The sequence below is a fragment of the Geomonas sp. genome (genome assembly GCF_035254065.1).
GTDB lineage: Bacteria > Desulfobacterota > Desulfuromonadia > Geobacterales > Geobacteraceae > Geomonas.
On the sequence record NZ_DATFBA010000313.1, the window covers coordinates 1 to 10,862 of the forward strand.

Genomic DNA, 10,862 nt, shown 5'->3' on the forward strand with positions numbered 1-10,862 from the left:
GGCACGGCTTGTCCAGCAGCCCGCCGTCGGTGCCGACCAGGTAAAGGGAGTGCTTGTCGAGAGAGAGGTTGAGGAAGCGGGCGTTTCAGGCATTCACTGTCTGCCAGCGCTGTACCTGCCCTGGCCGGATGGGCAAAACCGGGTTCACCCTGCCGTTGACCATCACCAGATTTCCTTCCTTCCCCTGCATGTAGTCCATGGTCGAGCTGTGGGCCTGAGGCAATCCGTTGCTGATGGTCAGGTCCTTGATCACCATCACGTGCGATTCGAGACCGGCAAGGGGAGAGCCGGCCGGGTCGTTCATCACCAGCGCGCCCGCCAGGCCTCCCCAGTACTGCTCCGCCACCGTCCCGTGGACGTGCGGGTGGTAGAAATTGAGGTATCCCGGCTCCTCCTTGGAAAGGTCGTAAAGGTAGTCGAGGGTCTGGCCGAGGCGGCTTCCCGGGGCAAGGCCCAGGGCGCCGAAGACGAGACGGTCGGCGAGATCCTTTAGCATGACATCCTCCGCGGCATCATCCCGTCACCGTTGCAGCCCACTCCGTGACCTTGGCGCGAATCGCCTCCCGGATCTTCCGGACCTCCTCCAACTTCTCTTCGTCCGTTCCCTGCAGAGCCGAGGGGTCCGGGAAGCCCCAGTGCATCCTTTCGGCAATGCCGGGGAAAACCGGGCACCTCTCGGCGCTGGTCTCGTCACAGACGGTGACGACGTAGCGGAAAACCGTTCCGTTTTTGATGAATTCGAAAACGTCTTTGGTCCGGTTGGCAGAGATGTCGATACCGATTTCCTTCATTGCTTCGACCACGATGGGGTTCAGCTTTCCCGGTTCGATCCCGGCGCTTTCCACTTCGAAGCGATCGCCCCCGACTTCCTTCAAGAAGGCTTCTGCCATCTGGCTTCGTGCGCTGTTGTGGATACAGACGAACAACACTTTGATCTTGCCATTCATTACCTCTTCCCTCCTAAAGATCGGCCGGCGCGAAGTACCTGCGCTGGAACCAAAATGCCACATTGACGAGGGCTATCATTACCGGGACTTCCACCAGGGGGCCTATGACGGCGGCAAATGCGGCTCCGGAATTGAGGCCGAACACGGCCACGGCAACCGCTATCGCCAGCTCGAAGTTGTTACTGGCGGCGGTAAACGCCAAAGTCGTAGTCTTACTGTAGTCAGCTCCAAGCTTCTTACCCATCCAGAAGGAAACCAGGAACATCACGATGAAGTAAATGAGAAGGGGAGCAGCGATGCGGGCGACATCGAACGGCAGTTGAACGATGAGGTTGCCCTTCAGGCTGAACATCACCACGATGGTGAAGAGAAGCGCAATCAAGGTAATGGGGCCAATCTTCGGCACGAACTCACGGTGGTAGCGCTCCTTGCCCATGGCCTTGACGCCGACAAGCCTTGTGACTGCCCCGGCGATACAGGGGATGCCGAGATAGATGAAGACGCTCTTGGCAATCTGCTGGATGCTGACCTCGACAACGCTACCGGAAAGGCCAATGAGCGGCGGGAGAACGGTTATGAAGAACCAGGCATAGACACTGTAGAAGAGCACCTGAAAGATGCTGTTGAAAGCGACGAGCCCGGCCGCGTACTCCGTGTTTCCCTTTGCCAGCTCGTTCCAGACTATGACCATGGCGATGCACCGTGCAAGGCCGATCATGATAAGCCCCACCATGTACTCGGGTTTGTCCGGGAGGAAGAGCACGGCCAAAAAGAACATGAGGACCGGACCGATCAGCCAGTTCTGCGCAAGGGAGAGTCCGAGGACCCGCTTATTGCGGAAGACCTCCGGCATCTCCTCGTACTTCACCTTGGCGAAGGGCGGGTACATCATGAGAATGAGGCCTGCGGCAATCGGGAGATTGGTCGTGCCCACCTGGAAGGAATTGATGAATTTCTCGACGCCTGGGATGAGGTATCCAGCGGCAACCCCAGCGAACATTGCAAGGAAAATCCAGAGGGTCAGGTAGCGGTCGAGAAATGAAAGCTTCTTTGAGATGCCGGGCATGGGAACTCCTTCACGCCAATTCTTTACATCCGAATGGACGGATTTTTTCAGGACAAAAAAATTAGGCGCAACTGGCACCTTCGGAAAACGAGGCAAGACGCTTGATGTCTTCCGCGACAGATGGGATCTGGGGGAGTCGCTTGCACAGAACATCTGCAATCTCCTGCTGCATGACGCTGTCTGTCGCAATCGAGTAGTAAATCCAGACTCCCACTCTCCGGTCGTTGACCCAACCGGCACCTTTCAGGTAAGCAAGATGCCGGGATACCGTTGATTGAGGGAGCTGCAAGGCGGCTGTGAGGTCACAGACGCAGAGCTCCCCGGCGCTGAGGAGGAGTGCCAATAGCCGTAGTCGCGTTTCGTCTGCAAGGGCCTTGAACTGCTGTATGGTTTTTTTCATGCCCCGATTATATTCGGATAGACGGATATGTCAAGGGCAATCGAGCTTATTCACAAGCACTTTGAGGGGGGCAGGCACCGTCTAATGCTAGAGGTGAAGGCAAGCCGGAAATTTCGACAGTGACAAGGAATTTTTAAACGAAAATGCCGTTGCTCCAGTGCGAGCAGCGGCATTTTTGATAAGTTGAGTTAGGCCTGATGAACGTGCGGCATACCTGGGTGTAAAGTCAACAACTCACTAACGTCCTCTCGACTGTATTACATTTCTTTGAGCAGGCTGATGGTCAGACGAGCTTACTTTTCAGGAAGTCGAGGCCCTTTTCCAGCACCCCTCCCTCCGGAATGACGCCATCAGGGGTCATCTTGTCGACCAGGTGGGGCATGAGTTCGGAAAGCTTGGCCGTCGCCTCCTCGGTAGATATCCCAGTCTTGGCGGCCAGGGTTTGGAGCGCCTCACTGCCAAACCCTTCCTTGATCTGCTCGGGAGATATCGGGAGATTTTGGCCGGTACTGATCCAGGAAGAGATGACCTCCCCCAGCCCTTTTTGCTGGAACGACTGGACGAGCCCGGCCAAGCCACCCTCTTCCTTGTCCGAAAGCATCTCCACAACGCCCTTCAGAAGGGAACCTTCCTCACCGCATTCGCCGAATAAACCTTGAGCTTTGCCTGCAAGATCGTCCAGAAGTCCCATGCGACCTCCTTTCCTGCTTCTATCTGCGATCCGGGTTCACAACACCTATTTAGCCCCCTGCTTCGACTCCCGATATCCAGCCTTGATCGCCTCAGACTCCGTCATGTAGGCCCCCTGCTTGGTCTTGCCGTACCACCTGCTTCCCTCTTTGTGAAAGATTTTTGAATCGGGGTTTACCCAGACCATGCCACTGCCTGCAGGAGGCGGCTGAACATGTTTGGTCGCCTTTGGTGATGCCTGTGCGGCAGGCGTCTGGGCCTTGGGGGCCGACATCTTAGGCGCGGCAACCGGAGCGGTTACCGGAGCCGCACCCACCGTCACGAGCGGCGTTATCTTTTCGATGGTCTTAGCCGACATCCCTGATTTGGCCAAGTCAGCAGTTGATCCATACGGTCTGCCCGCGATGATTTTTTTTGCCGTAACAGCGCCGACCCCGGGGAGCTTTTCCAGTTCCGCCTGCGACGCACTGTTGATGTCGACCTTGCCCCCTGCTGCCGCCTTTGCTTCTGGCTTTGGCTTGCCGGTATCCTTTGCGTGGACATCAACCAGGGAAAAGGAGAGCACCAACATCGCTGCGACACACAAGGACAACCCTTTCGCCAGAATATGATGCATATTCTTTCCTCCTATCGGCTTCCGTCGATCTGCTCAAGAGGTCGACCATGCCCACCGATGTTTCCGTCATTTTTTCTTCTTGTCAGCCTTTACATCGACGCTGGCCGCTTTCATGGTGTACATGACTGTCACCTTGCTGCCGACCTTCAGGTCGCCGGTCACCTTGGTATCCTTGTCTTTGGCCACTTCCCACTTCTCTTTCCCCTTCTGGATGACGATCATGTCGTCCTTCACTTCGAGTACCGGGCCGGTCACCTGGTAGGTTTTCGTGCCACCGGCGAAGGCCGTCGTCGCAGCAAGTAAAGCAATTCCCGTCACTGCAGCAGTCAATCTCATGTCAAACCTCCTTGCGTTGTTGTTTAGTCTCCACCTTGAAATTTTGTACGCAACTAATCGATGGAGTGCTCAGGTTTTGGTGCTACGATCCGTTCGACATCACCTTTAATTGCAGAGGTGCGCCAAAAAGCTAAGAAAGAACGACTGTGCCGCCGGCATTTTAGCACGCGCTAATCTGGTTAAGCCGAACGGGACCATGTTGTGCAGTACGAAGTACATAAAAATGCGTTTTTTGAATGAACGCAACAGTTTAAGATCGTAGCAATTAATCCTCAAAAGTCAATTTACACCACAATTTCGCAGCCTGAGCTGAATCGTCCCCAATAATGCCCCAACTGCCTGCTATAACTTGCAGTAATCGCGATGTGGGTTGGTTAATATTGGAGAATTCACCTTCGAAGGCAAGTAACGCCTCGATGCAAGACCGGCGTATGGCATAAGGGGGGGATGTAACTATGCGGGGGGCAGGCACCCTCAAATGTACGAAAGAAGAAACAAAAGAAAGCCCACGTGAACAGTTCAGCTCACCGTGGGCTTTCTCTTCCAAATCAATGGAATGTTATGATAACTGCGTCATAGCCTGATACTTACGTGAATTCACGAGGGGAATGCGCGAGGGGGTCAGGCACCGTCTAATGTGTTTGCCATCGACCTCCGCCAATTCAGAGGCAAAGGGGACTGGCACATACGGAGCCAGCCCGTCTCTCTAGCACGTCTTTCTGTCCAGGCTCCGGTACTGGACGGCTTCGGAGATGTGGTGCTCTTTGATGCCGTCGCTCCCTTCCAGATCGGCGATGGTGCGGGCCACTTTCAGGATTCTCGTGTAACTCCTCGCCGACAGCCCCAGGCGGTCAGTGACCACCTCCAGCATCCTGTTTCCGGCGTCGTCGGGCTCGCAGTATTTCCGGATCATCCGGGCGGTCATCTGGGAGTTGGATCTGACCTTAGTCCCTTTGAAGCGCTCCTTCTGCACCTCGCGCGAGCGTGCCACGCGGGAGGCTATCTCGGCCGAGCTTTCGCTCTCTCCCCGATCTACCAGCTCACGGTACTTCACTGCCGGCACCTCGATGTGGATGTCGATGCGGTCCAGCAGAGGTCCCGAGATGCGGGAGCGGTAGCGGGAGATCATGAGGGGCGTGCAGGTGCACGGGTGAATTGGGTCGGAAAGGTAGCCGCAGGGACAAGGGTTCATGGCGGCTACCAGCATGATGCGGGAGGGATAGGTGACGGAGGAAAGGGCGCGGGAGATGGTGACGCGGCCATCCTCCATCGGCTGGCGGAGGACTTCCAGCACGTGCTTCTTGAACTCGGGGAGCTCGTCCAGGAACAGTACGCCGTTGTGGGATAAGGAGACCTCGCCCGGCTTGGGGGTGTTGGAGCCGCCGATCAGGCCGACGTCGGAGATTGTGTGGTGCGGCGAGCGGAAGGGGCGGCTGGCGATGAGCGCGTGGTCGCGCTCCAATAGCCCCATCACGCTGTAGACCTTGGTCGTCTCGATCGCCTCCTCGAACAGCATGGGGGGCAGGATGGAGGGGATGCGCCTGGCCAGCATGGTCTTGCCGGAACCGGGGGGCCCGATCATCAAGAGATTGTGGGAACCGGCCGCCGCCACCTCCAGCGCACGCTTGGCGTGCTCCTGCCCCTTCACCTCGCTGAAGTCGTCCCCCGCCTCCCCTCCCTGCCAAAACAGCGCGGCGATGTCGGCGCTGTAGGGGGAAAGGTCGGTGCAGCCGTTCAGGAAATTGACCACCTGGCAGAGCTCGGTGACCCCCAGGACCTCGATCCCCTCCACCACTCCGGCCTCGCTCACGTTGTCGGCCGGGATGATGACGCCGGCAAGACCCGCCTCGCGCGCGGCGACCGCGACGGAGAGGGAGCCACGCACGGGCTTCACGCCGCCGTCCAGCGACAGCTCGCCCAAGAGAAGGTAGCGCTGCAGCCGCTCCCCCTTGACCACGCCAGTGGCGGCCAGGATCCCTATGGACATGGGGAGATCGAAGGAAGCCCCCTCCTTCTTAACGTCGGCGGGGGCGAGGTTGACGGTGATCTTTCGGTTGGGGAAGTCGTAGCCGGAGTTCTTGAGGGCGGCCTTGACGCGGTCCTTGCTCTCCTTCACCGCGCCGTCGGGAAGCCCCACCGTGGCGAGTTGCGGCAGCCCCTGGGCGATATCCACTTCCACGTCAATGAGGATGGCATCGATTCCCAGCAGCGCGCTGGAGAGGACCTTGGCGAGCATCGTTGACTCCTAAACCCCATCCTCACCCTGTCCCTCCCCTTGAAGGGGAAGGGACGTTTCGGGCAAGGAAGTGGTAATGCAGAGTACATACGCGTTAGGGTCTTATCTATACAGGCAGGTCTTCTACTTCAGGTTTGTCTTGTTCAGGAATGACTACTTGAGAATATCAAGATATCGCTCGGCGTCGAGCGCGGCCATGCAACCGGTGCCGGCCGAGGTGATGGCCTGCTTGTACATCCGGTCCTGCACGTCGCCGGCAGCGAAGACGCCGGGGACACTGGTGGCGGTGAAATTACCTTCGTTGCCGGCGTTGGTCCGGATGTAGCCGTCGTCCATCGCCAGCTGACCGTCGAACAGGTGGGTGTTGGGGGTGTGGCCGATGGCGATGAAGCAGCCGTGCACGGGGATGATCTTATCGGAGCCGCTGGCGTGACGGATACGGATCCCGGTCACCCCCCCCTCGTCTCCGATCACCTCTTCGAGGTTCTGGTTCCACTCGATGGTGACGTTGCCGGCCTTGGTCTTCTCGATCAGGCGGTCGGCCATGATCTTCTCTGCGCGGAAGCGGTCCCTGCGATGGACCACGGTGACGTGGCTGGCGATGTTGGCGAGGTAGAGGGCCTCCTCGACCGCGGTGCTGCCGCCGCCGACCACGGCAACCGGCTTACCGCGGTAGAAAAAGCCGTCACAGGTCGCACAGGCTGAGACCCCGCGCCCCTTGTACTCCTGCTCGGAAGGGAGCCCCAGGTATTTGGCGGAGGCGCCGGTCGCGATGATCAGCGCGTCGCAACTATAGGTCCCGTTGTCCCCTTCCAGGATGAAGGGGGGCTTGGTGACCTGGGCCTTGTTGATGTGGTCGTAGATGATCTGGGTACCGAAGCGCTCGGCGTGCTGGTGCATGCGCTGCATCAACTCCGGCCCCAGCACCCCCTCGGCGTCCCCCGGCCAGTTGTCCACCTCCGTCGTGGTCATCAGCTGGCCCCCCTGCTGAAGCCCCGTGATGAGGACGGGGTTCAGGTTTGCCCGTGCTGCATAGACAGCAGCGGTGTAGCCGGCGGGACCCGAGCCAAGAACGATGAGACGGTGGTGAATCGGTTCCATTTATGTCAACCTCCAGTGCTTGTTTGTTCGCGGAAGATATCAGTATATCCGCAAAATTGCAAGGCGGCAAAGCCCCCCTATCTCATTGACCCTGTCAGACGCCTCTGCTAATATCAGAGTGAAATTCGGTATATTATTTACTGTAGAAGTAATGAGAAAGTGTGTCTGTGCAGATCTTTCTGGCACTGCCTGCACGGAAGCCAACAGATGGCGCAGGACACATAGTGGAATCAGTGGTAACACCGGCCCCAGACAGAGAGAGTGCAGAGAGGTGAGCGGGATCGGGAGTCAAGCGACTCCCCTGGAGGGAAGTCGCTCCCGCCGTCCCGCCCGCATCGCTGGCTTCGAGGCTCATCATGCACGCACACGCACCAGCCGAGCATCTGGACCAAAGCATCGCAGGACGTTTCAAGTACGCCATCTTTCTGACCGGCGCGACATTGGTAGCGGAACTGGCGGGGGGACTTTGGACGAACTCCCTGGCCCTCCTTTCCGATGCGGCTCACGTGTTCCTCGACCTCTTCGCCCTGCTGCTCTCGCTGGGCGCCATCAAGCTCGCCTCCTACCCGGTATCCGACACCCGCACCTTCGGCTGGCACCGGATGGAGGTCTTCGCCTCTTTCATCAACGGCGCCACCGTCTTCGTGATCGCCGCCATCATCTGCTATGAGGCTTTCGGCAGGATGGTCAACCCCGAAGAGGTGAAGAGCCTGCCCATGATGATCATCGCCGCGGTCGGCCTGGCCATGAACCTGTTCGCCGCCGGCGCCCTGCACGGCCACTCGCATGACGACCTCAACGTGCGCAGCGCCTTCCTGCACATGATCGGCGATGCGGCCGCCTCGGTGGGCGTCATAATAGGCGGTATCATCATGTACTTCAGCAACTGGTACCTTTTGGATGCCGTGATCTCGGTCGGTATCGGCTTCGTGATCTTCTGGGGCTCCTGGCGGGTGGTGCGGGAATCGGTGCACATCCTTCTGGAAGGGGTGCCCAAGGGGATGAGCGTGCACGAGGTGAGTGAGACCATCCGGGAAGTGGAGGGGGTTCAGGAGGTGCACCATGTCAACATCTGGACCATCTGCTCCCACATCATCGCGCTCTCCGGCCACATCGTGGTCCCCTGCGGTGTCAAGGACGAGCACGGCGGCATGCTGAGAAGGATCGAGGAGAAGCTTTTCGAGCGCTTCCACATCTCCCACACCACGCTACAGCTGGAGACCGAGCGCTGCAGCACGGAAGGGGCCAAGCAGTTCCGGCATCGCCCGCGGGCGGCCTCGCTTGCCCACGCGCATGCGCATCCGCACCATCATCCCCATGGCGGCACCTGCTCCCATGGACATCACCACCACTAAACCGCCACCATCACTACACCGACAACGGATAGCTAATGCTCGACTACAACCTGATCCTCGACGCGGCCCAACGACTGAAGAAGAGGGTGCGTCGCACGGAACTGATCCACGCCCAGCACTTCAGCGAGCGGCTCGGCCTGCCGCTCTATTTCAAATGTGAAAACCTGCAAAGAACAGGCGCCTTCAAGATCCGCGGCGCCCTCAATTTCATGACGGCACAGCCGCGCCAGGCGCTGTCAGGCGGCGTCATCACCGCCTCGGCGGGAAACCACGCGCAGGGGGTCGCCTTTTCCGCCGACCTGCTCGGCGTGAAGGCTACCGTGTACATGCCGGAAAGCACACCGCCGCAGAAGGTGTTCGCCACCCGTGATTACGGGGCGGAGGTGGTGCTGGAGGGGAAGAATTTCGACGAGGCCTGCGCCGCGGCCGTCAAGCAGGCCGAGGTGACCGGTGCCCTCTTCGTGCACCCGTTCAACGATCCGCTGGTCATGGCGGGACAGGGGACCATCGGGCTGGAGCTGTTGGAAGATATTCCCGACCTGGCCAACGTCCTGGTCCCCATCGGGGGCGGAGGACTGATCGCGGGCATCGCCACCGCCATCAAGGAGACCCACCCGCAGGTGCGGATCATCGGGGTCGAGTCGGTCGCCGCCCCCTCGATGCAGCTCGCCCTGCAGAAGGGAAAGCCGGTCACAGTGCCGATCCAGGCGAGTCTCGCCGACGGCATCGCGGTGAAGACGGCCGGCACCGAGACCTTCCCGGTGATCCGCGAGCTGGTGGACGAGGTCGTGCTGGTCCAGGAAGAAGAGATCGCCCAGGCCATCGTGTCGCTTTTGGAAAGGAACAAGCTGATGGTGGAGGGAGCCGGCGCAGTCGGGCTGGCGGCGCTACTGAACGGCAGGGTGAAGAAGCTGAGCGGCAAGACGGTGGCGCTTCTTTCCGGCGGCAACATTGACGTGAAGACCATCGCCGTGGTGGTGGAGAGGGGTCTCTTGGCGGCGGGGCGCTACCTGAAGCTCAAGGTGGAGCTCGATGACGTGCCGGGTGCTCTAGCCAGGCTCGCCACCGAGATCGCCGTGGCCAAGGCCAATATATCCATCATCACCCACGACCGTCGATCCAAGTCGCTTCCCATCGGCAAGACCGAGGTGCTGGTCGAGCTGGAGACCAGGGGTGGGGAGCACATCCAGGATGTGGTGAGGCACCTGTCGGGTAGCGGGTATCTGTTGGAGGTTATGAAGTAAATTCCTCCAGCGTCACCTCGTTTTCCTCTCCTTCCCCGCTCTGCGCCCGGATCACCCTCAGGAAGGCGTCGCCGTAGCGGGCGAGTTTCTGCTGTCCCACCCCGGAGATCCTCAACAGCTCCCACTTGTCCCTCGGCTTCTGGGAAGCCATCCCGGCCAAGGTGGCGTCGGAGAAGACGACGTAGGGAGGAACCTGCTGCTCGTCGGCGATCTGCTTGCGCAGGGCCCGAAGTGCCTGGAAGAGCGGATCGTCGTGGGCCTCTTTCTTGCCCGCCACCTTCTTCACCACCACCCGCGCGTCCCTCGGCTTGGCCAACTCAAGCGTCTCCTCACCTCGTAACAGCGGGCGCGCCCGCTCGGTCAGCTTCAGCACGGAGAAATTCGCCAGATCCTGCTCCAGGTACCCCAGGTGGATCAGCTGCCGGAACAAGTTCCCCCAAGCGTCCTGGGAAAGGTCCTTGCCGATGCCGTAGGTGGTGAGCTGGTCGTGATGCAGCTCCAGCATCCGCTGGTTCTGGGAACCGCGCAGCACCTCGATGACGTGCCCCATCCCGAAGCGCTGGCCGACCCGGTACACGCAGGAAAGCGCCTTCCTGGCCGGCTCGGTCGCGTCGAAGCGCTCGGGGGGTCTCTCGCAGATGTCGCAGTTGCCGCACTCCTTCTCCAGCCTGTCCCCGAAGTAACCGAGCAGCACCCGCCTGCGGCAAGTCTGGGCCTCCGCGAAGCCGGTCATGCAGTTCAGCTTGTGCAGCTCGATCCTGTTCTGCTCGGCGTTGCCGCCGTTTTCGATAAGGGCGCGCGCTATGGCCACGTCGCCATAGCCGAACAGGAGCAGCGCGTCCGCGGGGAGCCCATCACGTCCGGCACGGCC

General features: G+C 59.7%; 12 protein-coding genes. 2 read left to right on the forward strand and 10 right to left on the reverse strand.

All coding sequences use genetic code 11. The features are described from left to right. Positions 1-85: 85 nt before the first annotated feature. The 9 genes from VJ604_RS14435 to trxB form a co-directional block, all read right to left on the reverse strand. Positions 86-496: a cupredoxin domain-containing protein gene (locus VJ604_RS14435; RefSeq protein ID WP_324083649.1), complete on the reverse strand. Its 411-nt coding sequence runs from the start codon at positions 494-496 to the stop codon at positions 86-88. Positions 497-512: 16 nt separating this feature from the next. Next, entirely contained in the window at positions 513-947 is a 435-nt protein-coding gene (locus VJ604_RS14440; RefSeq protein ID WP_324083651.1) for an arsenate reductase ArsC, read from the reverse strand. 13 nt (positions 948-960) lie between these two features. Continuing rightward, the gene (arsB, locus tag VJ604_RS14445; RefSeq protein WP_324083652.1) at positions 961-2,013 is read right to left on the reverse strand and encodes an ACR3 family arsenite efflux transporter; all 1,053 of its coding nucleotides are present in this window, start codon (positions 2,011-2,013) and stop codon (positions 961-963) included. Between the two features lie 61 nt (positions 2,014-2,074). Next, positions 2,075-2,413 (reverse strand): ArsR/SmtB family transcription factor, encoded by a 339-nt coding sequence (locus tag VJ604_RS14450; protein WP_324083654.1) that lies wholly within the window; start codon positions 2,411-2,413, stop codon positions 2,075-2,077. Between the two features lie 283 nt (positions 2,414-2,696). Further along, positions 2,697-3,104, reverse strand: a complete 408-nt coding sequence (locus tag VJ604_RS14455; protein WP_414652447.1) for a YidB family protein — start codon at positions 3,102-3,104, stop codon at positions 2,697-2,699. Positions 3,105-3,149: 45 nt separating this feature from the next. Then, on the reverse strand, positions 3,150-3,719 hold the full coding sequence (locus VJ604_RS14460) for a ComEA family DNA-binding protein (RefSeq protein ID WP_324083657.1): 570 nt from the start codon (positions 3,717-3,719) through the stop codon (positions 3,150-3,152). 66 nt (positions 3,720-3,785) lie between these two features. Next, entirely contained in the window at positions 3,786-4,055 is a 270-nt protein-coding gene (locus VJ604_RS14465) for a hypothetical protein (protein ID WP_324083659.1), read from the reverse strand. 706 nt (positions 4,056-4,761) lie between these two features. Continuing rightward, positions 4,762-6,291, reverse strand: a complete 1,530-nt coding sequence (locus tag VJ604_RS14470; protein WP_324083661.1) for a YifB family Mg chelatase-like AAA ATPase — start codon at positions 6,289-6,291, stop codon at positions 4,762-4,764. A 153-nt stretch (positions 6,292-6,444) separates the two neighbouring features. Then, positions 6,445-7,392: a thioredoxin-disulfide reductase gene (gene trxB / locus VJ604_RS14475; protein WP_324083663.1), complete on the reverse strand. Its 948-nt coding sequence runs from the start codon at positions 7,390-7,392 to the stop codon at positions 6,445-6,447. A 356-nt stretch (positions 7,393-7,748) separates the two neighbouring features. Here trxB and VJ604_RS14480 point away from each other — a divergent pair, with 356 nt between their 5' ends. Together VJ604_RS14480 and ilvA are read left to right on the forward strand one after the other, a co-directional pair. Next, positions 7,749-8,747, forward strand: coding sequence for a cation diffusion facilitator family transporter (locus VJ604_RS14480; RefSeq protein WP_324083664.1), 999 nt, complete (start codon positions 7,749-7,751; stop codon positions 8,745-8,747). A 35-nt stretch (positions 8,748-8,782) separates the two neighbouring features. Continuing rightward, on the forward strand, positions 8,783-9,991 hold the full coding sequence (gene ilvA / locus VJ604_RS14485) for a threonine ammonia-lyase (RefSeq protein WP_324083666.1): 1,209 nt from the start codon (positions 8,783-8,785) through the stop codon (positions 9,989-9,991). Here ilvA and VJ604_RS14490 read toward each other — a convergent pair. Continuing rightward, positions 9,981-10,862, reverse strand: an 882-nt coding sequence (locus VJ604_RS14490; RefSeq protein ID WP_324083669.1) for an RQC domain-containing protein, incomplete at its 5' end; no start/stop codon positions are given. The genes ilvA and VJ604_RS14490 overlap by 11 nt on opposite strands.

What these genes read in the sequence shown, in the direction of transcription:
- VJ604_RS14480 (WP_324083664.1), top strand. Translation starts at nt 7,749, where the DNA reads ATGCACGCACACGCACCAGCCGAGCATCTGGACCAAAGCATCGCAGGA.
- ilvA (WP_324083666.1), top strand. Translation starts at nt 8,783, where the DNA reads ATGCTCGACTACAACCTGATCCTCGACGCGGCCCAACGACTGAAGAAG.
- VJ604_RS14465 (WP_324083659.1), bottom strand. Translation starts at nt 4,055, where the DNA reads ATGAGATTGACTGCTGCAGTGACGGGAATTGCTTTACTTGCTGCGACG.
- trxB (WP_324083663.1), bottom strand. Translation starts at nt 7,392, where the DNA reads ATGGAACCGATTCACCACCGTCTCATCGTTCTTGGCTCGGGTCCCGCC.
- VJ604_RS14435 (WP_324083649.1), bottom strand. Translation starts at nt 496, where the DNA reads ATGCTAAAGGATCTCGCCGACCGTCTCGTCTTCGGCGCCCTGGGCCTT.
- VJ604_RS14470 (WP_324083661.1), bottom strand. Translation starts at nt 6,291, where the DNA reads ATGCTCGCCAAGGTCCTCTCCAGCGCGCTGCTGGGAATCGATGCCATC.
- VJ604_RS14440 (WP_324083651.1), bottom strand. Translation starts at nt 947, where the DNA reads ATGAATGGCAAGATCAAAGTGTTGTTCGTCTGTATCCACAACAGCGCA.
- VJ604_RS14450 (WP_324083654.1), bottom strand. Translation starts at nt 2,413, where the DNA reads ATGAAAAAAACCATACAGCAGTTCAAGGCCCTTGCAGACGAAACGCGA.
- arsB (WP_324083652.1), bottom strand. Translation starts at nt 2,013, where the DNA reads ATGCCCGGCATCTCAAAGAAGCTTTCATTTCTCGACCGCTACCTGACC.
- VJ604_RS14460 (WP_324083657.1), bottom strand. Translation starts at nt 3,719, where the DNA reads ATGCATCATATTCTGGCGAAAGGGTTGTCCTTGTGTGTCGCAGCGATG.
- VJ604_RS14455 (WP_414652447.1), bottom strand. Translation starts at nt 3,104, where the DNA reads ATGGGACTTCTGGACGATCTTGCAGGCAAAGCTCAAGGTTTATTCGGC.